Source organism: Pseudoalteromonas sp. L23 (genome assembly GCF_021728455.1).
Lineage (GTDB): Bacteria > Pseudomonadota > Gammaproteobacteria > Enterobacterales > Alteromonadaceae > Pseudoalteromonas.
This window is the reverse complement of sequence record NZ_JAKKCW010000018.1, coordinates 1-24,388: the sequence shown is the minus strand read 5'-3', so window position 1 is coordinate 24,388 and position 24,388 is coordinate 1. Positions and strand designations below refer to the sequence as shown.

The following is a 24,388-nucleotide window of genomic DNA, read 5'->3' as shown; positions in this document are numbered from 1 at the left end:
AATCATGACAGAACAAGTTTCCATATTACGTATTGCAACGCGCAAAAGTGCTTTGGCGCTATGGCAAGCCGAATTTGTTAAGGCAGAGCTTGAAAAACACCATGCGAATCTAAAAGTAGAGCTCGTGCCGATGTCGACGAAAGGCGACAAGATCTTAGATACGCCACTGGCAAAAATTGGCGGTAAAGGGTTGTTCGTCAAAGAGCTTGAGCAGGCCATGTTAGAAGGGCGCGCAGATATTGCAGTGCATTCAATGAAAGATGTACCTGTTGATTTCCCAGAAGGGCTCGAGCTGCATACTATTTGCGAACGCGAAGACCCAAGAGACGCGTTTGTGTCTAATACTTATACCTCACTGGCAGAGTTGCCTGAAGGTGCTGTGGTTGGCACATCAAGCTTGCGTCGCCAATGTCAAATTCGAGCGGCTCGTCCGGACTTAGTCATTAAGGATTTACGTGGTAATGTGAATACTCGCCTAGCCAAGCTAGATGCGGGTGAGTTTGATGCCATTATTTTGGCCGCGGCGGGACTTATCCGGTTAGAAATGGTGGATAGAATCGCAAGTTATATTGAACCTGAAGATTCATTACCGGCCAATGGCCAAGGCGCTGTCGGCATTGAATGTCGTAGCGATGATGCTCAAACTAAAGCATTCCTTGCACCACTGGAGCACACTGATACACGTATTCGTGTACTTGCCGAGCGGGCAATGAACCGCCGTTTGGAAGGAGGATGTCAGGTTCCAATCGGTGCTTACGCCGAAGTCTCGGGCGATCAGGTGCACTTGCGCGGTTTAGTAGGTGCTGTCGATGGCAGCGAAATTTTGCGCGGCGAATGCTCAGGTATGGTTGCAGAGGCTGAGCAACTTGGAATTCAATTGGCAGAATCCTTACTTGCGCAAGGTGCAGATAAAATTCTTGCTGAGGTTTATAGGGACGCTTAAATGAAAGTTGTGCTAACTCGACCCGTTGGCAAATCAGAACCTTTATCGGAGTTACTGACACAGCAGCAAATTCGCTCAGTGATTTGCCCAGTATTGCAGCTTAACGAAGTGGCGGTGAGTGACACCGCCAAAGCAATGATAAGCGAAGCCGAGTTAGCTATTTTTGTCTCGCCAGATGCGGTGCGATACTTTCACCAATTAGAAGTACCATTAGCCGGACATTGCGCAGCTTTTGCTGTTGGCGAAGGCACGGCCGATGCTATCCAGCAGACCCTAAATATCAAGGCTAAATACCCTAAACAACCTGATTCCGAAGGCTTGCTTGCACTCCCGCAGCTGTCCTCTGTTGAGGGCAAGCGTGTATTGTTGGTCAAAGGGAAAGGCGGGCGTCCCGTCATTGCGCAAACTTTAAAAGCGCGGGGGGCCATCCTTGACAGTCTAGTGGTTTATGAACGCGTTGCCGTAAAAGACAATGCAGATGGCTGGTTAGACCACTGGCGAAGCCAGCAGATTGAAGGTATAGTCATTACCAGTAATAGTGCAGCGGATGCGATTTTTAATACGCAGTCGTCAGCAAGTAAAGATTGGTTGGCTCAGCGCACTTTCTTTGTTGTGAGCCAACGTATTGCTGAGCATGTACAGCAATCCTATAACATCGAACAGTCTCAAATTGTGGTATGTCATGGCCCTGATAATCGTGCCATCGCAGGGAGTATCATCGACTATACCAAGCAGCAAGGGCGCAAAATGACTCAGTCTGAATCGCAAACAAAGAATACAAATACCCAGCAAGCTGCAAAAGCAGCAGAGCAAACCGTAACGCCACATCACGCGAAGGCTGGTGTGAGTAAGGTTGCGCTCCTTGCATTATTAGTGGCGCTGGGTAGTGGCGCTGGTGCTGGCTATGTTTATTTGCAACAGCAACAACAGTTGCAACAAGCGTTGCTAGCTAACCAAGCGATTAACGCTGAAAATCAGCTATTAAACACGCAGCTGAGCGGCGCTAAGTCGCAACTTCAACGAGTAGAGAATGTGCTTGATTCGCTGCAAGACAATGTCGCAAAGCGATTGGCTGAGCAGCAGCAACATGTGGAAACCCAGCTAACGCAGACGCTTGCCAAGGCGCAGCAGCAAGTAAGCGGTGCAGTGGCCTCTGAAGCATTGTATTTACAGCGCCTTGCTGCATTTAAGGTTGCGGCAGAGCAAGATTATCTTGGCGCAATCGCTATCCTGCAGCGCTTGCAAGAGAGCTTAGAGTCTGAGTCAAACACGGCTGCTGTTAAGCAGGCGATTGCTAAAGATATTGCGGCTTTGAAGGCCTTGCCTAAGCCACAAACGGAGTCACTTTACTTTGAGCTTCATGGTTTATTGTCTCAAGTCGATACGCTAACGATCAAAACCAAGCAAATTCCGCAAAAGGCAGCGAGTGAAGATGCTGCGCTATCGCAACAGGTTGATGATTGGCAAGCGAACTTAAAGCGCTCTTGGCAGGGATTGGTTGATGACTTTATTACCATACGTCACCATGATGAAGTGGTGATAGACCCACTGCTAGATAAAAATGAGCAGCTGCTTATACGCACGCAGCTGCGTGCGTATTTAACCCAAGCACAAACCGCATTAATAGATCAACAAGCGAGCATTTACTTCAGTGCGCTTGATAGTGCAGCCGACACGCTGGCGCGTTATTTTGATACGCAACACGCGCCTGTGAGCGCGATGCAGCAGGCTTTAAACAAGCTGAGCCGCAGTGAAGTTCAGCGCCAAGAGCCGATTGAACTTGCCACCCCAGCAGCAGTAAAAGGGTGGCTAAAATGATGGCAAAAATCATCACCTTCGCGCTTATTTTTATCGCGCTAGCCGCCAGTCATTTGCTCATTGATGAGAGAGGCTATGTGTTGATCTCTTTCAATCAAACCACGATTGAAGGCAGCATAGTGTCTTTCACTATCTTGCTGTTGCTTGCCATCACCGCTTTAGTGTTGTTGGGTAAGGTAGTGCGTTGGTCGTGGCATCGCCTAGTCAATACGAAAGGTCATTTTTCCAGAAAGCGTAAACTAAAAGCGCAACAAACATGGAACGAAAGTTTGTGGCTATTTATTAACGGCGAAGTGGAACAAGCCGCAACCTTGTTGACGAAAACGCCGCAGCCGGATGAACGCCAAGACTATGTACGTGCCATCGCAGCCAAAGCGGCGTTAAAGCAAGGAGATATTGTCAAAGCGAATACGGAGCTAGAAGCAATATCGGATGTCAACCAAGGACAGCTTGCGGCACTATGGTTAGAGGCAAATAATAGTGAACAGGCGTTGGCTTTACTTGATGATAAAATGTCTGCGGCTAAACCAACTTCAGCGGTGCTTAGCGGTTACATTTTTGCTTGCCTACAGGCTAAGCAACCCGAGCTGGCTGCTGCACAAATCGCGAAGTGGCATAAAAAGCTTAACTGGAGTGATACACAGTGGCAGAGTGTGTTCGAGCGCATGTTTGTGATAGCCCCAGAGCAAGCAGACACTTTGTTCAATATGCTACCTAAGGCAGTAAAAGCGCATGCAATGCCAGCCCTTAATAAGGTAAAGCTGCAACAGGGGCGCATAGCGGAAGTGTTGGATGAGCTCAAGAAGCTGCTCAAACAAGGTCAATATCACCAGCTGGCCGACTATCTGCAACACAGCACGCAAAGTAGTAATGAACTCAAGTTAGCACTGCAGCAGCAATTGAAAAAACATCCCGATGACAAGGAGTTGCTGTTCTCATTGGCTTGCCTTTGCAATGCTGAGGGGGATTACGAACTTGCTGCGAAGATCTTTGATTCTTTAAGCGCAAACCCTTGGGAAGCGCGCTGGAGTAAGCAAGCTCAGCTCGCCTACGAAAAAATGCATACCTACGAGAAAGCGTATTTAATCGCAAAATCGTAACGAAAAGCCTGCGCAGCAATGTGCAGGCTTTTTTGTATTAAAGTTAGCTATACTCAATTCTGACATATGTCCTTGCTATCTCAGTTTAGGTGCGTATGATCCCAAAAATTTTAACTGCAAATCGAGTCTCTTATGATCAATAACACACTCCCACTATTAGATTTACATCGCCACTTAGATGGTAACGTTCGTGCTACAACGATTTTAGAACTTGGCCAGCAGTTTAATATGGATTTACCAGCAACGGATCTCGAAGGTCTACGCCCGCATGTTCAAGTGTTGGACAATGCACCTAATCTAATGGCGTTTCTTGAAAAACTAGATTGGGGCGTAAAGGTACTAGGTGACTACGATGCTTGTCGCCGTATTGCGATTGAAAATGTTGCCGACGCAGTTGCACAAGGTATTGATTACACTGAGCTAAGGTTTAGCCCTTACTACATGGCAAAAACCCATAATCTACACCCGCAGGGCGTTGTTGAAGCCGTAGTCGACGGTGTACAAAGTGCAGTTAAAGGCCAAGACATTAAGGTTAACCTGATCGGGATTATGTCACGCACATTTGGTGTTGAGAAATGCCAATATGAGCTAGACGCGCTACTTGCCTTTAAAGAGCAGTTGGTTGCGATTGACCTCGCGGGTGACGAGCTGGGCTTCCCAGGCGAGCTGTTTATTGAACATTATAAGCAGGTTCGCGATGCTTACCTTGGGGTGACGGTACATGCTGGTGAAGCTGAGGGCGCGGTAAGTATCTGGCAAGCCATTAAAGAACTAGGTGCAACACGTATCGGTCACGGAGTTAAAGCAATCCATGACCCAGCTCTGATGGACTATTTACGTGATAATCGTATTGGGATCGAGTCTTGCCTAACCAGTAACATTCAAACAAGCACTGTCGAAAGTTTAACCACGCATCCATTGAAAGCATTTTTAGATCATGATGTGTTGGCAACCATCAATACCGATGACCCTGCGGTTCAAGGTATCGAGTTGGATAACGAGTATAGCCATGCGGCTGCGGCGGCAGGTTTAGATTTGAGTGATATCCATAAAGCGCAGCGCAATGCGGTTGAGATTGCCTTTTTAAGCGAAGCTGATAAAAAAGCGTTGCTTACAAAGAAAGCGTAGACTGAAATTGCTGTGTGGGATCACCCCGCACAGCTAAGATAACTCTCTTTTAACGCCGCAACGACTTGGCTGCGTGTCACAATTCCAATCACTTTGCCTTCATTGAGTACGGGATAAACCTTAGGACTATTTTGCTGCATACGTTGTGCAAGGTCGACAACGGTTGTTGCAGCTTCAATGCTGAGGGCAGGCGTAGCCAGTAAGTCTCTCAGCTGTACTTTACCATCACAAAAGTAGCTGGAATTAAGCAAAGGCTTGAGTAGCTGCTGCTCTGAAATAAATCCAACAAGATGACGCTGTGCATCTATCACTGGCGCACCAATTAAATGATGCTTTTGTAGCAAACTAATCGCGTCGGTTAGTTCGGTCTCGGCGGTTAACTGTGGGAAATCGGGTGACATGATGTCACGAACATAGAGTTTACTCATCATATTTCTCGCGGTGTTTGTGTGTAATATGAGAGTAGCGGGTGAGAGTGTTTTGGTAAAATGGATTGTTTTGATTGGTTCGTTCTGTTTTTCCAATGTGTGACTAAACACCTGCCACACATTGGGTAAATTGCTATTAAATAACTTGGCTTAAGTTACTTAATAAACGCAAAAGCGTCGGCGTACATAAAGTCGCGCTCAGCACCATGATTGATAAAGTCATCACGCACGATACCTATCATGTCAAAGCGGCCAGCCATATAAATACTGTACGGTTCTAAAGAAACGATATCTTTCATCACAGCCTGATGAACGAAGCCGCGATGGCCTTGCCATGCTTCACTGGCATTTTCTACCACAGGAATAAACTGAAAGTGTTTATTTGAGGCGGCCCAAGCTTCCATCTCCGCTTTTGCATATAGCGCAGATTCTTCTTTTACACCCCAATAAAATAAAACAGGTTGGTCGTAACCTGTTTCAGCCAAGTGATCGGCCATAGATTTGACATAAGAAAACCCAGTGCCGCCGGCAAGTAGAACCAGTGGACGCGCTTGATCAACACGGATCTGAGATACGCCAAGGCCAACTTCTAATGTAACGGTTTGCTTTGTATCAAAAGCGTTACGTAGGTGATCTAGTGATTGCATGGCATAAGAGTCTGCGCCAGAAGCACCGATATGTAACTCTAACTGCTCTGTTTTTGAAGGGCTGCTGGCAATCGAGAAAGCACGTTTGTCTTTTTCACCAAGTACCAATTGCAGATACTGGCCGGCTTCGAATTGCACCGCTTCTTCAGGTTTTAATATAACTTTGTGAACAAATTCCGTAAGAGGTGTAATTGAGACAACCTCTGCTGCTAATACTTGCATGTGTTACCTTTATTAAGCACGTGGCTAAAGTCTGTGCACTCTAGCATAGCTGAGTGCACAATGTTAGATGATATATGTCATTTGATGGTGATCCCTAGGGTATCCCAAATTTCGTCAACGCGTTGTTTAACCTTGGGATCCATAACGATAGGCTCGCCCCATTCACGGTCGGTCTCACCCGGCCACTTGTTGGTTGCGTCCATACCCATTTTAGAACCAAGTCCGGACACAGGGGAAGCAAAATCGAGATAATCAATAGGCGTGCTTTCAACTAAGGTGGTGTCTCTTGCGGGATCCATACGTGTTGTTATCGCCCAAATCACATCATTCCAGTCGCGAGCATTTACATCATCATCACAAACAATGACAAACTTGGTGTACATAAATTGTCTAAGGAAAGACCATACGCCCATCATCACGCGTTTAGCATGACCCGGATACTGCTTTTTCATGGTGACGACCGCCATGCGGTATGAGCAGCCTTCTGGTGGAAGGTAAAAATCGACGATTTCCGGAAATTGCTTTTGTAAAATCGGCACGAATACTTCGTTGAGCGCAACACCAAGAATAGCTGGCTCATCAGGCGGGCGGCCCGTATAAGTGCTGTGATAAATAGGATCTTTGCGATGTGTCATATGAGTGACAGTCATTACAGGGAAGTCGTCAACTTCATTGTAGTAGCCGGTGTGATCGCCATATGGGCCTTCTGGCGCGAGCTCGCCCGGTTGAATATATCCTTCTAAGACGATTTCGGCACTCGCTGGTACTTGCAGTTCGTTTGAAATTGATTTAACAACCTGCGTCTTACTACCACGCAGTAGACCTGCAAATGCGTATTCGCTTAGCGTATCTGGAACTGGGGTTACCGCACCTAAAATCGTCGCGGGATCAGCGCCAAGTGCAACAGATACCGGATACGGTTCGCCGGGGTGCTCTTTGCACCACTCCTGAAAATCAAGCGCACCGCCACGATGTGATAGCCAGCGCATAATAATTTTGTTTTTACCCAATAGCTGTTGACGATAAATCCCTAGGTTCTGACGCTTTTTATAAGGACCTTTGGTTACCGTTAACCCCCATGTAATTAAAGGTGCGGCATCACCAGGCCAGCAATGTTGAATAGGTAGTTTAGTGAGATCAACCTCATTATCGCTCAGTACAACTTCCTGACATGGGGCTTTTTTCACTTCTTTGGCTGGCATATTCAACACTTGTTTGAATACCGGTAGCTGGCCAATGGCTTCTTTAATTCCCTTCGGTGGATCGGGTTCTTTTAAAAAAGCGAGTAACTTGCCGACTTCTCTTAGTTCACTGACATCGCTTTGTCCCATCCCCATTGCGACGCGCTTTGGTGTGCCAAAGAGGTTAGCCAGTACCGGAATGTCATAACCAACAGGGTTTTCAAATAGGATAGCGGGTCCACCTGCTCGCAGCGTTCGGTCTGCAATTTCAGTCATTTCTAGTTTGGTGGAAATGGGCTGCTTGACGCGAACAAGTTCTCCTTGTTTTTCAAGCTGGGCTATAAAATCTCGTAAGTCTTGGTATTTCATCGGCGCACTGTGAGTTGAGTTTGGCCTAGTATATCAACTAGGCATATTTTTCCTAGCTGTACGGATGGGATGGTGAAAAGGTTTAGTGACTCACTTTTGCGTCTACACTATTGCGAAATAGACTACACTTTCAGAGCGTATTGGCTTGTCAGTACGCCGGAGCAAGTGTATAAATTGTTATAAAAAGATGTGTGTGTTGAGTTGTTTTGATATGAAACAAGCAAAAATCGACTTTCGATGTAGCTCACATACCCTTTGCGCTATAGTCGCCGCGGTTGCATAAAACGATATCCTGAGGGGTCTGAGTTTGAAGTTGATGTCAAAATTGCTCGGGGGGCTGCTGTTGCTGTTTTGTATTTCAGCACCAGCTAACGAGTTACCATATTATACTTTTTCTAATCATAGCGCGGTGATGTTGATCATCGAGCCCACGTCTGGAAAAATTTTGGATGCCAATAAGACTGCTGCCGCATTCTATGGTTATAGCGAGGCGGTACTAGAATCAAAAGTCATTCAAGATATCAACTTATTTACCGCCGAGCAGGTTGCCAATGAGCGTCAAGCGGCATTAAATGAAGGCCGCAATTATTTTATCTTCCAACATCAAACTGCAGACGGTAGTACTAAAACAGTGAGTGTTCACTCAACGCCGTTTGAAGATAGCGATGGTAAACCAAGGTTACTTTCTATCATTCAAGATATGAGTGAGCAGCGTAAGCTACAGCAAGATCTTTGGCATTACCAAGCCAATCTTGAACAACAGGTCATGCTGCAGACTGAAAAAATCAAGCAAGCCAATATGGTACAGGTCATTTTGTTAACTGCGGTAATTGCTGTGCTTATTCTATCGATGGCGGTATTGATGACCGTTTTGGTCAGGCTAAGGCGCTCCAATCAGCGAGCACAAGACCAAGGTGCGAAGCTCAGTGCCATTTTTGATGGTATTAAAGCATATCTGGTGTTTACGGATGAAACTCATCACATTGAAGCCGCTAATGGCTCAGTGTTAAAGGATTTTGATAGTTTAGAAGCGTTAAAATCAAAATCTATTTATACCTTATTTGATGTGCTTGATAGTGAAAAGCTGCTAACGGAAGGAACGCTTGAGTGCCAACTTGATGCGCGTTTTGGTTATCGCAATGTGCGGGTTTCTTGTGCCCCGGTGGTAAGTGAAACACAAGCAAAACTGGGTTTTATCTATGTTATTCAAGATATTACGGAAGAGCTTGAGAACGAAAGAGAACAGCGCTTGGCAAGTACGGTATTTTCGACAACCTCTGAAGGTGTGTTGGTCTCCGACAAACATAATCAAATCCAAATGGTGAATCGTGCATTTAGCGAAATTACAGGCTTTGGCATGGATGAAGTGATAGGGGAGACTCCATCAATCCTGAACTCTGGACGTCACGATGAGCGCTTTTTCAACGCGTTATATGATGACTTGGTTAACAAAGGCCATTGGGAGGGAGAGATTTGGAACAAGCGCAAAAATGGTGAAATTTATCCGAGTTGGCTGCAAGTATCTGCAGTATTTAACGATGCTCGGGAAATTGATATGTATGTTGCGTTATTCAGTGATATTACCTCGAGAAAACGTAACGAACAGTTGATGTGGCAGCAAGCCAACTTTGATAGTTTGACAGGTCTTGCAAACCGCCATCATTATCACGTTAAATTTGATTTAGCGTTAAAACGAGCAGCTCAGCTAGAAGAGCGCTTTGCAATTTGTTTTATCGATCTTGACCGCTTTAAAGCAGTGAATGACACGCTTGGACATCATATTGGTGATCTACTACTCAAAGAAGCTGCAAACCGTATTAATGAGTGCGTGCGCAGTTCTGATACCGTTGCAAGATTAGGTGGGGATGAGTTCGCGTTATTGCTACAAGATATAAGTTCTATCAGTGATTTAGAGCAGGTTGCGACTAAGATTTTACGTGCTCTAGCCAACCCTTTTCATTTGGAAGGGCACGAAGCTTATGTATCCGGTAGTATGGGGATCACGCTTTACCCAGATGACGGCACCGATCGAAAAATCTTGCTACGTAATGCCGATAGTGCAATGTATAAAGCGAAGGAGCATGGTCGCGACTGTTTTCAATTCTATACTTCAGCGATGCATCAACATGCCAAAGCGCGTAGCGTGTTAGAAAGTGCCTTGCACAAAGCGCTGTCTAATCGAGAATTATCACTGGTGTACCAACCTATTTTTTCACAGCTTGGTAGAGGCGACCTCGTTGGCTGCGAGGTGTTGTTAAGATGGAAAAGTGAGTTGCTAGGCCATGTTTCTCCAGAGCAATTTATTCCCGTTTGCGAAGAACTAGGGCTTATCTTACCCATTGGAGAATGGGTGCTGTATCACGCTTGTTCTCAAGTTAAAGCTTGGCAAGACAACTACGGTAGACCCTTATTTATTGCAGTTAACGTTTCTAGTATCCAGTTTAAACGCCAAGATATGGTTGCATTAGTAAGAAAAGTACTTAAAGACACCAGACTAGAAGCTAAATATCTGACATTGGAAATCACAGAGTCAGTACTAGTTGAAAACTCAGACAAAATATTGTCACAATTAAAAGCATTAAGAGAAATCGGTGTAGAACTGGCGATTGACGACTTCGGTACTGGATATTCGTCGTTGAGTTATCTCAAGCGCTTCCCGCTTTCTAAATTGAAAATTGATAGAACCTTTATTCGTGATTTACCTGAAGATGAAGAAGATAAAGCGCTCGTCAGTGCGATTATATTGATGGCGCATAAATTGAACTTAAGGGTCATTGCAGAAGGGGTTGAAACCCCCGCACAATGCATGTTTTTAAAGAATTTACTGTGTGATATGACACAAGGCTATTTTCATTCTAAACCGGTGGCACAACAAGAGTTTGAAGCAAACGTTTTGACTGTGCAGTATCACAAGCAAAGTCACAGTTAACAGGGGTGGTCTTGGCATAACTTAGCCAGAGCTGTCTGTGCTTTATGATTACCTTGCTCTGCGGCAAGTTTAAGCCAGTGGATCGCTTTTTTAATGTCTTTTGCACCGCCTTCACCGTCGCGAAGCATTGTCCCATAGTTATATTGTGCCCAAGGGTTGCCGGTTTTAGCTGCTGCTGCAAATCCCGTTTTTGCTTCTTCAAAGTTTCCTTGGCTGTAAGCGTGAATTGCTTCTTGGTTCTGTGCAGAGATCTTAGGTCCATTATATAGTGGCTTCGGCTTTTTAAATCTTTGTCTAACAACGCCGCCGAGTACATGGATCCCTACAGGCCTGTATACGGAGACTATGGTTTCATCGTCAAGTAAGTCTAATAGATTGTCTTTTTCTAGCGTCAGCCTTTGTGGCTTAAAATAATGATCGGTCATTAGCATGCTGACACGGATATCTCGGGTGATGTTACGCATTGTTCGATAAGTGTAGGCACTTTCCTTCACTTCAATGTTGTCATCTGTCAGCTCAGTAATTTGTAATATCTGAAAAGCAGGATCATAAACTTGCCCAGTGTTTTTGCCAGCGTCAAAAATAATCAGGTCATCGATTTGTGGGGATGCTAAGTATGTTTGATAACTAGCGATTTGTTGTTGATGCTGGTTATAAAAGTAAAATGCAATAGTGACCACAATTAGTGCCGACACGGCAACTTTATATTTACTGATGAAGTTGAATATTGTGTCGTAAAAGGAAAAAAATACGCTTTTGATTTCCATATTCTATTAGTTAGTTAGGTGTGGGTATGTCTAAGGTAGGCAACTTGAGTGTAGGGGACAAGTGTACTTGTCCCCATAAGTGTAAGATTTTATTTCCCTGCCATTTTCGTTTTGGCATCGGCTGCCATTAAGGCAAATACGGCGTATGCCGCGGTATTTTGCTTTAGTTTTTCTGGATCGACTTTATCAAGCGTGTCATCAGCTGTGTGGTGATAATCAAAATAATCGGTTCCATCTTGGTGTAAAGCGAAGATTGGCGCTGATGTAGCATTTTTCAGCGGAATTAAGTCAGGACCACCATGTGCGCTATTCTTGCCAATATAAGTAACGCCAAGTGGCGCCAATTGTTTTGCAATCTCACGCACAACCGGTAAGGAAGCGGCATTTACGTTTGATTCAAACGCATACACTACATCTGCACCAAAATCGGACTCGGATGCGGCTACGATGCGGTCTAATTCTGCCTGATGCTTTTTAAAATAAGCTTTTGCTCCCCAAAGACCGAGTTCTTCTGCTGCAAATAGGACTACGCGGACACTACGTTTAGGGCGTTTTACATCGGCAATATGCTTAGCTGCCGCCATCGTTAATGCAACACCAGCACCATCATCGAGTGCACCAGTACCCAGATCCCAAGAGTCTAAGTGACCACCAATCAAGACATATTGCTCTGGAAACTCAGTACCCGAGAATTCACCGATGACGTTATAACTGGTTCCTTCACCTAAGTCCTCAGTTTGAATATTTAGCGCGACTTTAACTGCATGACCAGAGTTGATAAGGCGTGCTAGCTGATCCGCATCTGGGTTCGCAACTGCAGTGGACGGGATCTTTGTCACTCCCGCTTTATAGTGACTGCCGCCAGTGTGCGCGAAGCGGTGGTGGCTGGTGCTGACTGAGCGCATCATATAGGCGATAGCGCCTTTTTTAGCCGCTTCTACGGCGCCGCTATTACGAGCTCTTACTGCCGGTCCATAGCCATTACCATCAATATCGCGGTTCATGCGGTAATTAATAAAAGCTATTTTACCTTTTAAGCTGTTGTCTGGCGCAGCAATCAGCTCATCGAGAGTTTCAAACAACACTACTTCGCCACTTAAGCCATCTTTTGGTGTACTGACACTGTTACCGAGCGCTGTAAGGTGTAGCGGTTGTTCGCTCGGTATCAGGATTTTTGCAGACTCATGGTAGCGGCGCCATTCAGGAAAGGTTGCTTCCTCAAGCCAGACTTTGTCAAAGCCCAATTGCTCAAGTTGTTTCTTTGCCCAAGCTACCGCTTTTTTATCATTTTCGGTACCCGGTAAGCGTGGGCCTACTTCTGTGGTGAGGGATTCTAGTAATTGCCAACTTAGGTTGCTGTGGCTTGCGGCTTCTCTAACTTGTTTAACTTGTTCTAATTGTTGTGTAGTAAATTCTTCGGCTTGCAGTGCTGTACTCAAACCTGCGCTTAATAAACCAAATGCCAATAGTGATTTAAACTTCATGATAATCCTTGGTAAAAATGGAGTTACCGAGAGATTAAAGCATAAATTGTGATGTAAGTCCGTGTATTGCGATGAGGATAATTCATCCACAATCTAGGGGGCGCTTTATCTTGGAATAATAGAGTAAAGCGGTTAGCGAATTTACACATTTGGTATAAAATACGCGATTAAGATAGCGAATAGGAAAGCACTGTGTCGATCACTTCATTTTCTCAATTACCTCTAAACCAAGCGCTTGCTCAGCGCCTTGTAGATCTTAACTACATGGTGCCAACAGCAGTACAGTCTGTGAGTTTAACGCCGGCGCTGACTGGACGAGATTTAGTCGTGAAAGGGAAAACCGGATCTGGTAAAACACTGGTGTTTTCACTTGCGCTGCTGAATAAGTTGCAGCCCGAGTGCAATGAGGTTCAGGCTTTGGTGTTATGTCCAACGAGAGAGTTGGCTGATCAAGTCGCACAAGAGATCAGAAAAATTGCGGCTTTAATTGGTAACGTCAAAGTGCAAACACTCTGCGGAGGAACGCCAATTGAACCTCAAACACGGGCGTTGCAACACGGTGCGCATATTGTTGTTGGTACACCTGGTCGAGTTGAAGAGCATGTTTTTAATGGCTCACTCATGCTAACTGAAACGCAGACTGTGGTATTCGACGAAGCTGATCAGATGCTGGATATGGGCTTTACTGAAACGCTAGAAAGCATTTTAGTGTATGTCCCTGAAGTTCGACAAACACTAATGTTTAGTGCGACTTACCCAGATAAGATCATGAAACTGGCGAAGCAATATATGCGTGAGCCAGAGTTTGTTGAAGCAAAAGAAGAACAAGCACACCACAGCATTAAGCAAACCTTTTATAAGTTAGACAACAATAAAATGCGCTTTAACGCGCTGAGAGTGCTGTTAATGCAGCACCAGCCGCAAAGCTGTATCGTTTTTTGTAATACCAAAGCTGAGACTAAGCGACTATTCGAAGAATTACGCCAAACCGGACTTGCTTGTGTCGAGTTACATGGCGATTTAGATCAAGGTGAGCGTGAGTGGTCATTGCTCACCTTTGCTAATAAGAGTGCCAATATTTTGGTTGCCACTGACGTGGCCGCTCGAGGGCTCGACGTTGAGGAAGTTGAGCTTGTGGTTAACTATCATTTGGCGCTTGAGCCACAGACGCATATTCACCGTGTTGGTCGTACGGGCCGGGGTGAGCACAAAGGTATCGCAGTATCTCTTTATGGAGAAAAAGAAGCCTTCAAAATAAAACAGTTGGCGGAAATATATGGTCAAGAGCTAAAACATGGCACGTTGCCGGGCCATTCACTGCTCGAAAAACCAGCCTATAAGTCGAATATGGTGACCCTCATGATTGAAGGTGGAAAGCAACAAAAGCTTCGCAAAGGAGATATCGTCGGCAGCTTGACAGGTGAAGAGGGCATTAACTTTAAACAAATTGGTAAAATCAATATATATGATGTACAAACCTTCGTAGCTGTAAAACGCGAGGCAGTTAAGCCTGCACTACGAAAGCTTAACAATAGCAAAATTAAAAATAAGCGCTATAAAGCCCTACGTGCTTAAGGTCTGCTTAAGTATCTCATACTCGTTCATTAAGCGTTTGAAAGTCTCCTCATCACCTGATTTATCTGGGTGATGAGTCAGGGCCAGTTTTCTCCAACATTGACTTAACATCCTGCGATCATATCCGTTAGGCAGTCGCCAGCGTGTTTTAATCGCGTTTAATTCGTCAGCCTTGATATTAATTCGCTGGCGAGCGCCATTGAATGCAAAGCGCTGCCAAAAGTTATCCAACAGAGCACTCACTTCTTCACTGCTGGTTTCATAGTGTTGCCAATCTAAATAGTAGCTTCTGAGCGGATCATCTAATGCTAATTGATGTTCACCTAGTCGTGGAGCTAGATAAACATTGAGCGCTTCAACATGCAGGTATTGACCCTCAGCGAATACTTCTTGCTGAAGTTGGTACAGGGCATTCATGATCAGAAAGTTGCGCTTGAAGAGATTTTTATTTTCATCTTCATCAAGGCGAGGTAGTTGCTGTTGTTCCATCAGAGCGGCGGCAATAGTGTGTACTTTTAAAGATTGATTTTGACAAATTAATTTAAAAATAACATCTGTAAGCGGATTGAACATTGTCGCCTCTTTAGTCTTGGTGTATCTTCACACTACCACGCAGACTAAATGATAAGCAATGGAGAGCAACAATGAATTTATCGAGGCTACTAAAGCCCAGATCTGTGTTTGCGTGTTGTTTTTATCTCTCTACTACTTTTCATGCGGAATATGCAGTGAGTAATACTTCACTCACTGAACGCATTACGGAAATGAAGCTGATTACGAATTGGCAACAAAAACAAATTCTAGGCAAGGAACTTCTCGCTGAGAAAAAGCTCGGAAAAGAGAAAAAAGTGGACATTTTGTTTAGCCTTGGTAAGTCTGCTTATAGTCACAATCAGTTTAAAGATGCACTAGCTTTTCTTAGCCAGCTAGAATTAATCACCCAGTCAGAGCCCTTAACTGACAACCACTTTACTGCTGTTAAGCTACAAGGGATCTGTAATTTCTATCTCGGTCAATACCAACAGGCAATAGAGTTTTACTCTCGTGCTTTAGCGCTGGCTGAACAGCGTAATATCCCTATTGAAATGGCTAACTTACACAGCAACCTAGGGTTGGCCTACTTTAAAAACTTTACTTTAGATCTTGCACTACAAAACTATTTAAAAGCGGACGAGCTCTATCAGGAGTTTGGCAATGCTCAAGATCACGCTGACATTCTACTCAATATTTCAGGGGTTTATATTCGTCAAGCTGCCTACGATAAAGCGGAGGAGATGCTACATACCGCGCTTAAAGCTTTTAATGAATTGGGTGATGAATATGGTGTCGCGCTTGCTCATGCAGATCTTGGAGTCCTGTATACGGAAACGAAAAAGCCTGAATTGGCTAAAGCTTCTTATCAGGCCGCCATTACGTATTATGAAGCTCAAAATGATGTTCGCCATTTATCGTACGAATACGTTAACCTCGCACTTCTTAGCTATTCCTTAGATCAGCTTGACGTTGCTGAAAAAGAGGCGAATTTTGCACTTTATTACGCTGAAAAGGCTCAAAACCCCGCTAATGTTATGGAGGCGCAATATACATTAGCACAAATATTTTTTGCACAAGGCAGACTTGTAGAAGCCTTAGCGAATGCTGAGCAAAGTTTAGCTGCCAGCCGATTGATGCACGAGCAGAAGAAGGAGCGAATGTCGCTACGTTTACTAGCGCTAATTGAGGCTGCTCAAGGTAATATACAACAAGCTAGAGAATATGACTCGCAAAATCGGGAAGCGCAAAAGCGCTTAATGAATGATGACGTGCTTAAGCGAATCAATGATTATCGTGCTAAGTATGAAGCGAGTGAGCTTTCTCGAGAAGTTGAAGTGCTCAAGCAAGAACAAAAATTACAGCTACTGAAAGAAGAGCAGCGCAGCCAGTTACAATTGTTGGGTGTTATCATTGCACTATTAACCTTACTGACAACTTTCGCACTTTACCGACGTAAGATTGAGCAAAGAGCAAAACTGGAGCTAAGTCAAAAAGTCGCACTCAGAACATCTGAGCTTCAGCAAAAAGCGGATGAGTTAAAAGCGGCAAATCAAGTGAAAAGTCAATTTCTAGCAAACATGAGCCATGAAATCAGAACGCCACTTACTACGGTGCTGGGACATGCAGAAGACTTGTTGGTCGAACAAGATTTAAATGCTCAGGCACAAGCTTCAGTCAGAACTATCTATAATCAAGGGTTACACTTACGAGATCTCGTCAATGATATTCTTGACCTAAGTCGAATCGAAGCTGAGCGCTTAGAGCTTGAATCAACAGAGTTTTCGGTAAGCAGCTTACTTGCGGACTTATGCGATATGTTTCAACAAAATATCCAGAGTAAGCAATTAGAGTTTATCGTTTGTGACCAGGTCAGGGCTAACGCTTACGTGCGTTTAGATTACATTCGAGTAAAACAAATACTAATAAACTTGCTAAGTAATGCCCTAAAGTTTACCGAAAAAGGCCGTATTGAATTAGAAGTATCTGAAACGCACCATGGCTTACAGTTTGTGGTGAAGGACACAGGTATTGGCATGACTGAGCAGCAGATAGGCCGAATTTTTGATAATTTCCAACAAGCTGACAACAGCATAACAAGGCGCTTTGGTGGCTCTGGGCTCGGATTAAGTTTGTCGAGCCAGCTTGCGCATATGATGAATGGTGAAATAAAAGTTCAAAGCATTATTGATAAAGGCAGTATCTTCTCTTTTCATGTACCTTGTACTGTGTATCTCAATGTCGCGGCCACTGAAGCGCAAGAACCTCAGCTAAAGCAACCTTTGTTATCAGGTACTGTGTTGGTTGTAGAGGATCACCCTGAAAACCGCCAATTATTCTCTCGTATGATCGAGCGGACGGGGGCGACGGTCATTGTAGCCGAAAATGGTGCTCGAGCGGTTGAACAGTGTCTTAGTGACTTTCCTGATTTGGTGCTTATGGACATTCAAATGCCAAGAATGGATGGTGTCGAAGCATTAAGGATTATTCGTTCTGCTGGCTATTCTGGGCCGATATACGCGCTAACCGCTAATGTACTGATGGAAGAAGTCAAATCATATATTGATTCTGGATTCAATGGACATATTGGCAAGCCGATTAATAAAAATGAATTGCTGGGAGTTCTGAATACGCATTTGAACTTTGAGCATGGCAAAGCATATGAGCTTAATATCGATTTATCGGACTTAAGAGATAGCTTCGCAAGTACTTTTGAACAAGAGCGTTATTTACTAATTGATGCTTGGCAAAATAAAGAGCTGCTCACACTTCAGGCTATTTGCCATAAGTTGGCGGGGGCGGCATCTATGTTTGAATTTCCCGAACTGGCAAGTATAGCCATAGAATTTGAAAAAGTGTTAAAGCAAGGAAATGAAGATCAGTTTCAGTCTTTGTTCTTAGCGATGTGCGATCAGCTAAAATCTAAAGAGTCTTTAGCGTCCTAAAATAGTTCTATATCATCAGCATTCCCCACATTTGAGTTTTCAGGTTGCTCAATATTACTGATTGATACCCGTGAACTGTCTTTTCTGGTGTCTAGTTCCGGGGTGTAATCTGAAATCTTAAACATGGATAACTTGGAATGAATACTTTGCGATAGTGCTATGAGGTCACGATTGGAGACAGCCTGTATTCTTGTACTTGAAAGTGCATCTGAATTCAGGTGCACCATTGACTCTATGCTCTCTTGAGCTTCGTCAGAGGCTTGCTTCTGTTCTCCAACTTGTCGATGAATATCGTGAGACATTTGGTTGATAGAGAGCATCGCGTTTTCTATTTCATCAACCTCTTTTGTAGAGGCTTCGCTTAATTTTACCGTGTTATCTGTTTCCTCTAGTGCTGCTTGCATGAGTGCGTAAACAGAATCTGTACCGGATTGAATTTTTCTGATAACCAGACTTACTTCTTTTGTAGATTGGCTTGTTCTTGCCGCTAAATTACGAACTTCATCAGCAACGACGGCAAAGCCTCTGCCTAGCTCGCCAGCTCGTGCTGCTTCAATCGCAGCGTTTAGCGCAAGTAAATTGGTCTGCTCTGCAATAGCATTAATAACTTCAAGCACTGAGCTAATTTCGTTGCTGTCTGTTTTGAGCAACTCTATTTGTTCATTGGTCTTTTTGATGTTATCTGCAAGAGTTAGCAGGCTTTCTTGGCTTTTGTCAGTATCTAATCTGGTCTGCTTCACTGCCGTTGTAGCGTTTTCTACAGATGCGTAGATCTGCTCTAAGCTAGTATCTAAACGCGCGGAAATCTCTAACATAGACTGTATCGAGGTGGCTAAGTATTCTCCGTGAGTATGTTGTAGCGTCGCTTTTTGCGTCATGGATGCGTAGGTATCTCTTAAACTATCTGCCATTGGGTGAAGTCGAGAAGAAGATGCGTATACTTCACTAATTATATGTTCTATAACGGCGAAGCAATCATTCATTAGTAGGCAGGACTTAGAAATATTTTTATCTTGTTCGTTAAAGCGATACGTTAGGTCGACACCATTGTCGTTGATAAAGTTGCGAACGAGATGTTCCATATGCTTTTCAGCGGAAGAGGTTTTCTTAAAGCATAAAAGCTGGAAGAGCGCCCCCAGTGCTAGAGCTCCGAGAGCAACAGCTATTTTGGCTGTATCAGAAGATAGCAAGGTGATTGCGAGTGTTACCGAAGCCAGATTAAACAGTGTGACAGCGGCAATAATACGACTCGGCTTCATTCTATATCCCTAGGTTCATTATTCAAACTTGGTTTAAATTCACTAGGTAAGGTATAGAACAAAAACAGGTAGTTGGCGAACCTGAAACGCAAAAAGCCAGCATAAGCTGGCTTTTCAATAATTAGACTCAGAGTCTACTTACTTACGACGCATTGAGTCGAAAAACTCATCGTTTGTTTTGCTCATGGAAAGCTTATCAATAAGGAATTCCATGGCATCGATCTCACTCATTTCATGCACAATCTTACGCAAGATCCACATCTTTTGAAGCTCATCAGTCTTCGTCAATAGTTCTTCACGACGAGTACCAGAGCGGTTGAAGTCGATAGCTGGGAATACACGTTTTTCCGCAATCTTACGGTTTAGGTGTAGTTCCATGTTACCCGTACCTTTAAACTCTTCGTAGATAACTTCATCCATCTTAGAGCCGGTATCGATAAGTGCCGTTGCGATGATGGTTAAGCTTCCGCCTTCCTCAACATTACGTGCAGCACCAAAGAAGCGCTTAGGTTTGTGAAGTGCATTGGCATCAACACCACCAGTTAATACTTTACCTGAGGAAGGAATAACCGTGTTGTATGCTCGAGCAAGACGTGTGATTGAGTCAAGTAGAATAATAACATCCTTCTTATGCTCAACTAAGCGTTTTGCTTTTTCGATTACCATTTCTGCTACTTGAACGTGGCGGTTGGCAGGTTCGTCAAACGTAGAAGCAATTACTTCACCTTGAACAAGACGCTGCATCTCAGTTACTTCTTCCGGACGTTCATCGATTAGTAGTACCATCAATGTTGCATCTGGGTTGTTGTATGTGATGGACTGAGCAATGTTTTGAAGCAACATTGTCTTACCCGCTTTTGGTGGTGCAACGATAAGTGCACGCTGACCTTTACCAATTGGAGAAGCAAGGTCTAATACTCGAGCGGTAATATCTTCTGTACTACCGTTACCTCGCTCCATTACCATACGCTCATTAGCATGAATAGGCGTTAGGTTTTCGAATAGGATTTTGGTACGAGAGTTTTCAGGCTTATCGAAGTTAACTTCATTAACTTTCAATAATGCAAAGTATCTTTCGCCATCTTTTGGTGGTCTGATTAAACCACTGATGGTATCACCGGTACGCAGGCTGAAACGTCTAATCTGGCTCGGAGAAACATAAATATCATCAGGGCCAGCTAGGTAAGATGCTTCTGAAGAACGTAAAAAGCCGAAGCCATCTTGTAAAATTTCTAAAACACCGCCGCCGTATATATTCTCGCCGCTTTTCGCGTGCGCTTTCAAAATAGCAAAGATAATATCTTGTTTTCTTAAACGAGCTACGTTTTCAAGTCCCATGGACTCAGCAAGTTTTACAAGTTCATTGATTGACTTGTCTTTTAATTCGCGTAAATGCATATTGGTGGGTTCTTTATTACAGTTGTCATTCTCGTTAGTTTCACGAGAGAGGTTGATTTGATAAAGCTTAAAGGTTTGTGGCTTTATAAGTTAGCAGCTAGGCGTCAGGTCGTCCAGTGTTTATACAAATTTTATTCTATTAAAAATGATATAGATCAGGTCTACAACTGCGGCAGTGATGCCGCAGAGTATGTAACAGCCTGAATTACAGGTTGTTTTCTAGGAACTCAACAAGTTGAGTCTTAGATAGAGCACCAACTTTGGTTGCTGCTACTGCACCATCTTTAAACAGTAATAGTGTTGGAATACCACGGATACCGTACTTAGGTGGAGTTCCTGCGTTTTGGTCAATATTCAGTTTGCCGATCGCAACGCGGTCACCGTGTGATTCTGCAACTTCATCAAGGATAGGCGCAATCATCTTACAAGGGCCACACCATTCTGCCCAGAAATCTACTAGTACAGGCTTGTCAGATTTGATTACGTCAGCTTCAAAGCTGTCATCAGTTAGTTGGATAATTTTGTCGCTCATTACGCTCTCCGTTAGAATTAGGCGAAATATTTAATGCGTATTTAAACACTCTTGTTTCTTATTGCAAGTTTAAACGTTATGCTTTATTGCTATGACTAAGACACATTTGACCAATAAAACATTCAACGACTTTGCTTTAGCGCCGGAAGTGGTCGCCGGTTTACAGGAAAATGGCTTCGAATTTTGTACGCCAATCCAAGCAAAGTGTATACCTTACATCTGTGAAGGCCGCGATATCGCGGGTCAGGCACAAACTGGTACGGGCAAAACCCTTGCGTTTTTGACCGCGACCTGTCATCGCCTATTGCAGACTAAAAAGGATAAAAAAACGCAACCTCGTGCAATTATTATGGCACCGACTCGAGAGTTGGCTATCCAAATACATAAGGACGCGCAAGTCATTGCGCCACGTTGTGATCTTAAGCTTGCCCTTGTATATGGTGGCGAAGATTACGAAAAACAACGGGCTCAACTGGAAAAAGGTGCGGATATACTAATCGGAACGACTGGGCGTTTAATCGATTTTTATAAGCAGGGTGCTTATAACCTCAATGATATCGAAGTGGTTGTGCTAGATGAAGCAGACCGAATGTTTGATTTAGGTTTTATCAAAGACATTCGTTATTTGTTCAATCGCATGCCAGGTCGTGAAGAGCGATTAAATCTATTATTCTCTGCAACACTGTCATACAGAGTGCAAGAGTTAGCATTCGAACACATGACCAATCCTATTCATGTGCAAATTGAGCCAGATGTTAAAACGGGCAAGCGTATTCAAGAAGAGCTATTTCACCCGTCAACAGAGGACAAAATACCTTTACTGCTGACTTTGATTGAGGAAGAGTGGCCAGAGAAGGCAATCATTTTTGCTAATACTAAGCACAGCTGCGAAAACGTATATGCATGGCTGAAAGCGGATGGTCACCGTGCTGGTTTGCTTACTGGCGATGTGAACCAAAAGAAACGCCAATCAATATTAGCGCAGTTTACGCGTGGTGATGTTGACTTGCTGGTTGCGACTGATGTTGCAGCACGTGGTTTACATATTCCTGAAGTAAGTCATGTGTTCAACTTTGACTTGCCGGATGACAGAGAAGACTACGTTCACCGCATTGGTCGTACGGGTCGAGCTGGTGCATCTGGACATGCGATTAGTTTCGCGTGCGAGCAATATGCCTACAATTTACATGAGATAGAAGAATACATAGAACATGCAATTCCTGTTTCTCATTATGATAAAACAGCACTATTAACTGACTTGCGTGCGCCTCAAGTAAATAAACGTCGTCATTCAGGCCATGGTAATAGTGGTAACAAGCAACGTGGTGGCGGTCGCCGAACTGGTGGCTATAGAAAACCACAATCCAAATAAACTTGGATAGTAAAGTAGTAAGCGCTTAATGCGATTTGTTGAGGTTTGAAAAGTGGCAAAGACTGCTTCGAAGGAAGATATTTACGCTGTAATAGACTTAGGTTCTAACAGCTTTCATATGTTGATAGCGAAACATATGGCAGGCGGTATTCACACAATCGGCCGTGTGAAAAGGAAGGTGCGGCTGGCATCTGGGCTTAATGACCAAAATGAATTGTCGCTTGAGGCGATGCAAAGAGGATGGGAATGCCTTGCTTTGTTTGCTGAGCGCTTACAAGATATCCCCAAGCAAAATGTCAGTATTGTAGCGACTGCGACATTGCGTTTGGCTATTAACGCTCACACATTTATCGAAAAAGCGGAGCAGATCCTTAATCATCAGGTAAATGTGATCAGTGGAGAAGTGGAAGCTAAAACGATTTATAAAGGTGTCGCTCACACATCCGCCTGTCAAGGTAAGCAACTCGTTATTGATATTGGCGGCGCGAGTACCGAAGTTGTGATCGGAAAAGGCTTTGATGCCTTACTGTATAAAAGTTTAAATATGGGTTGTGTGACTTATCTTGATAGATATTTCAGCGATGGCCTATTAAGTCTGAAAAACTTTGACGCTGCAGAGCTGGCTGCAAAACAGGTTATTCAGCCTATTCAAGCCAAATATAAAAAGCTTGGCTGGGAGTTAGCCATTGGTGCGTCAGGTACTGTTCAAGCCATTCAGGAAATTTTCGCTGCGATGGGCGAGAATGAACAACTGACTCTGAGCAAGTTGGAAGAAGTAAAGCTTAAAGCAATTGAATGTGAAACGGTGGCTGCGCTAACTTTACCTGGGCTAATTGAAGAACGCCGCTTAGTCTTTGTATCGGGCCTTGCAATTTTGATTGCACTATTCAAGTCATTGGATATTCAATCTATGGGTCTTGCCGGTGGCGCACTTCGTGAGGGTGTACTTTATAGTATGATCCCTGATTTTCAGGCTGTCGATATCTGTCAGCGCACATTGGATGGTTTCACTCAGCGTTATCATGTTGATACCGAGCAGGCGCTGCGAGTATACGAAGTGGTGTCTGATATTATCGCCCAAGTGTCATCAAGCTGGGGTCTCGATGAACAAGCGAGTCTTCACTTGGCAAAGGCAATCGCATCTCTTCATGAAGTAGGCTTGCTGATTGACTATAAACAGTACCATAGACACAGCGGCTATATATTGGCGAATACTTCAATGCCTGGATATAGCAAAGCGCAAAAAGATATTATCGTTGCTATCGTTAAAAATCATAGAGCTGACCTTGTTGCCAAAGATTTTGATCGATTAGGTTGTCACTTTGGATACGCTAAGTTGTTATGCGTCGTAGTTCGACTTGGTGTTTTGTTATCTATGCGTAGAAAAGACGATGTTCTACCTAAAGTAACAGTGCAAGCCAACAATAAAGAGAATAAGTCCCTGACTATGCAAATGCCCAATCCTTGGCTATCCCTTCATCCGTTGATGTTAGCGGAGCTCATTCAAGAAGCAGCTTACCTATCAAAATTCGGTTGGGAATTAAAAATAGAGCGCATTTAGCGCTCTTTTTGTTTGTAAAACATGCAAAAACAACTGTCTTAGAGTGATTTCTATCCAAACGATCTGTTTTTCGCAATTTTCTTTAAAAAAAGGGTTGCACTAAAATCGGATCGCCCTATAATGCGACCCCACTGACACGGGGCGCTACGCTGAAAAGCAAAGCAGCAACGAGTTAGCGTCAAGTAAAACTTAAGTTCGA

General features: G+C 44.0%; 18 protein-coding genes. 9 read left to right on the top strand and 9 right to left on the bottom strand.

Annotated elements, in window-relative coordinates:
* Positions 1-4: 4 nt before the first annotated feature.
* The 4 genes from hemC (at position 5) to add (ending at position 4,989) form a co-directional block, all read left to right on the top strand.
* On the top strand, positions 5-943 hold the full coding sequence (hemC, locus tag L3V43_RS20815; RefSeq protein WP_102055836.1) for a hydroxymethylbilane synthase: 939 nt from the start codon (positions 5-7) through the stop codon (positions 941-943).
* Positions 944-2,761: a uroporphyrinogen-III C-methyltransferase gene (locus L3V43_RS20810; protein WP_237117329.1), complete on the top strand. Its 1,818-nt coding sequence runs from the start codon at positions 944-946 to the stop codon at positions 2,759-2,761. It begins immediately after the preceding gene.
* Positions 2,758-3,861: a heme biosynthesis HemY N-terminal domain-containing protein gene (locus L3V43_RS20805; RefSeq protein ID WP_237117328.1), complete on the top strand. Its 1,104-nt coding sequence runs from the start codon at positions 2,758-2,760 to the stop codon at positions 3,859-3,861. Before L3V43_RS20810 ends, L3V43_RS20805 begins: the two co-directional genes overlap by 4 nt.
* Before the next feature lie 132 nt (positions 3,862-3,993).
* Positions 3,994-4,989, top strand: coding sequence for an adenosine deaminase (gene add / locus L3V43_RS20800; RefSeq protein WP_237117327.1), 996 nt, complete (start codon positions 3,994-3,996; stop codon positions 4,987-4,989).
* Positions 4,990-5,009: 20 nt separating this feature from the next.
* Here add and L3V43_RS20795 read toward each other — a convergent pair whose 3' ends face one another.
* The 3 genes from L3V43_RS20795 to ubiD all read right to left on the bottom strand — a co-directional run bounded on the left by L3V43_RS20795 (position 5,010) and on the right by ubiD (position 7,836).
* Positions 5,010-5,417 (bottom strand): CBS domain-containing protein, encoded by a 408-nt coding sequence (locus L3V43_RS20795; protein ID WP_010604237.1) that lies wholly within the window; start codon positions 5,415-5,417, stop codon positions 5,010-5,012.
* A 155-nt stretch (positions 5,418-5,572) separates the two neighbouring features.
* Positions 5,573-6,286: an NAD(P)H-flavin reductase gene (fre, locus tag L3V43_RS20790; RefSeq protein WP_095727054.1), complete on the bottom strand. Its 714-nt coding sequence runs from the start codon at positions 6,284-6,286 to the stop codon at positions 5,573-5,575.
* 77 nt (positions 6,287-6,363) lie between these two features.
* Complete coding sequence (ubiD, locus tag L3V43_RS20785) at positions 6,364-7,836, bottom strand: 4-hydroxy-3-polyprenylbenzoate decarboxylase (protein WP_174170991.1); 1,473 nt, start codon at positions 7,834-7,836, stop codon at positions 6,364-6,366.
* Between the two features lie 316 nt (positions 7,837-8,152).
* Between ubiD and L3V43_RS20780 the strand changes: the two genes are divergently transcribed.
* On the top strand, positions 8,153-10,765 hold the full coding sequence (locus tag L3V43_RS20780; protein ID WP_102055840.1) for an EAL domain-containing protein: 2,613 nt from the start codon (positions 8,153-8,155) through the stop codon (positions 10,763-10,765).
* On the opposite strand, the gene L3V43_RS20775 is transcribed toward L3V43_RS20780, so the two are convergent.
* Positions 10,762-11,532 carry a tetratricopeptide repeat protein gene (locus tag L3V43_RS20775; protein WP_102055841.1) on the bottom strand — a complete coding sequence of 257 codons (771 nt, stop codon included), beginning with the start codon at positions 11,530-11,532 and terminating at the stop codon, positions 10,762-10,764. The two genes, L3V43_RS20780 and L3V43_RS20775, sit on opposite strands and share 4 nt — an antisense overlap.
* An 89-nt stretch (positions 11,533-11,621) precedes the next feature.
* Positions 11,622-13,016 (bottom strand): M20/M25/M40 family metallo-hydrolase, encoded by a 1,395-nt coding sequence (locus L3V43_RS20770; protein WP_010604242.1) that lies wholly within the window; start codon positions 13,014-13,016, stop codon positions 11,622-11,624.
* A 192-nt stretch (positions 13,017-13,208) separates the two neighbouring features.
* Between L3V43_RS20770 and dbpA the strand changes: the two genes are divergently transcribed.
* Positions 13,209-14,591, top strand: coding sequence for an ATP-dependent RNA helicase DbpA (gene dbpA, locus L3V43_RS20765; protein WP_237117326.1), 1,383 nt, complete (start codon positions 13,209-13,211; stop codon positions 14,589-14,591).
* Here dbpA and L3V43_RS20760 read toward each other — a convergent pair.
* Positions 14,580-15,164, bottom strand: a complete 585-nt coding sequence (locus L3V43_RS20760; protein ID WP_010604244.1) for a DNA-J related domain-containing protein — start codon at positions 15,162-15,164, stop codon at positions 14,580-14,582. The genes dbpA and L3V43_RS20760 overlap by 12 nt on opposite strands.
* Before the next feature lie 71 nt (positions 15,165-15,235).
* Between L3V43_RS20760 and L3V43_RS20755 the strand changes: the two genes are divergently transcribed.
* The gene (locus tag L3V43_RS20755) at positions 15,236-18,067 is read left to right on the top strand and encodes a response regulator (RefSeq protein ID WP_237117325.1); all 2,832 of its coding nucleotides are present in this window, start codon (positions 15,236-15,238) and stop codon (positions 18,065-18,067) included.
* On the opposite strand, the gene L3V43_RS20750 is transcribed toward L3V43_RS20755, so the two are convergent.
* The 3 genes from L3V43_RS20750 to trxA all read right to left on the bottom strand — a co-directional run bounded on the left by L3V43_RS20750 (position 18,064) and on the right by trxA (position 21,256).
* Positions 18,064-19,326 carry a methyl-accepting chemotaxis protein gene (locus L3V43_RS20750; protein ID WP_102055845.1) on the bottom strand — a complete coding sequence of 421 codons (1,263 nt, stop codon included), beginning with the start codon at positions 19,324-19,326 and terminating at the stop codon, positions 18,064-18,066. The two genes, L3V43_RS20755 and L3V43_RS20750, sit on opposite strands and share 4 nt — an antisense overlap.
* Positions 19,327-19,464: 138 nt before the next feature.
* Positions 19,465-20,724: a transcription termination factor Rho gene (rho, locus tag L3V43_RS20745; RefSeq protein ID WP_010604247.1), complete on the bottom strand. Its 1,260-nt coding sequence runs from the start codon at positions 20,722-20,724 to the stop codon at positions 19,465-19,467.
* A 205-nt stretch (positions 20,725-20,929) separates the two neighbouring features.
* Entirely contained in the window at positions 20,930-21,256 is a 327-nt protein-coding gene (gene trxA / locus L3V43_RS20740) for a thioredoxin TrxA (RefSeq protein WP_010378172.1), read from the bottom strand.
* Between the two features lie 91 nt (positions 21,257-21,347).
* Here trxA and rhlB point away from each other — a divergent pair, with 91 nt between their 5' ends.
* Both rhlB and gppA read left to right on the top strand, forming a co-directional pair.
* Entirely contained in the window at positions 21,348-22,628 is a 1,281-nt protein-coding gene (gene rhlB / locus L3V43_RS20735) for an ATP-dependent RNA helicase RhlB (protein ID WP_010604249.1), read from the top strand.
* Between the two features lie 52 nt (positions 22,629-22,680).
* A complete protein-coding gene (gene gppA, locus L3V43_RS20730; protein WP_010604250.1) occupies positions 22,681-24,189 on the top strand; it encodes a guanosine-5'-triphosphate,3'-diphosphate diphosphatase in 1,509 nt (502 codons plus the stop codon).
* Positions 24,190-24,388: the final 199 nt, after the last annotated feature.

Coding starts and splice junctions, on each gene's coding strand:
- hemC (WP_102055836.1), top strand. CDS start 5: ATGACAGAACAAGTTTCCATATTACGTATTGCAACGCGCAAAAGTGCT.
- L3V43_RS20810 (WP_237117329.1), top strand. CDS start 944: ATGAAAGTTGTGCTAACTCGACCCGTTGGCAAATCAGAACCTTTATCG.
- L3V43_RS20805 (WP_237117328.1), top strand. CDS start 2,758: ATGATGGCAAAAATCATCACCTTCGCGCTTATTTTTATCGCGCTAGCC.
- add (WP_237117327.1), top strand. CDS start 3,994: ATGATCAATAACACACTCCCACTATTAGATTTACATCGCCACTTAGAT.
- L3V43_RS20795 (WP_010604237.1), bottom strand. CDS start 5,417: ATGAGTAAACTCTATGTTCGTGACATCATGTCACCCGATTTCCCACAG.
- fre (WP_095727054.1), bottom strand. CDS start 6,286: ATGCAAGTATTAGCAGCAGAGGTTGTCTCAATTACACCTCTTACGGAA.
- ubiD (WP_174170991.1), bottom strand. CDS start 7,836: ATGAAATACCAAGACTTACGAGATTTTATAGCCCAGCTTGAAAAACAA.
- L3V43_RS20780 (WP_102055840.1), top strand. CDS start 8,153: ATGTCAAAATTGCTCGGGGGGCTGCTGTTGCTGTTTTGTATTTCAGCA.
- L3V43_RS20775 (WP_102055841.1), bottom strand. CDS start 11,532: ATGGAAATCAAAAGCGTATTTTTTTCCTTTTACGACACAATATTCAAC.
- L3V43_RS20770 (WP_010604242.1), bottom strand. CDS start 13,016: ATGAAGTTTAAATCACTATTGGCATTTGGTTTATTAAGCGCAGGTTTG.
- L3V43_RS20760 (WP_010604244.1), bottom strand. CDS start 15,164: ATGTTCAATCCGCTTACAGATGTTATTTTTAAATTAATTTGTCAAAAT.
- L3V43_RS20755 (WP_237117325.1), top strand. CDS start 15,236: ATGAATTTATCGAGGCTACTAAAGCCCAGATCTGTGTTTGCGTGTTGT.
- L3V43_RS20750 (WP_102055845.1), bottom strand. CDS start 19,326: ATGAAGCCGAGTCGTATTATTGCCGCTGTCACACTGTTTAATCTGGCT.
- rho (WP_010604247.1), bottom strand. CDS start 20,724: ATGCATTTACGCGAATTAAAAGACAAGTCAATCAATGAACTTGTAAAA.
- trxA (WP_010378172.1), bottom strand. CDS start 21,256: ATGAGCGACAAAATTATCCAACTAACTGATGACAGCTTTGAAGCTGAC.
- rhlB (WP_010604249.1), top strand. CDS start 21,348: ATGACTAAGACACATTTGACCAATAAAACATTCAACGACTTTGCTTTA.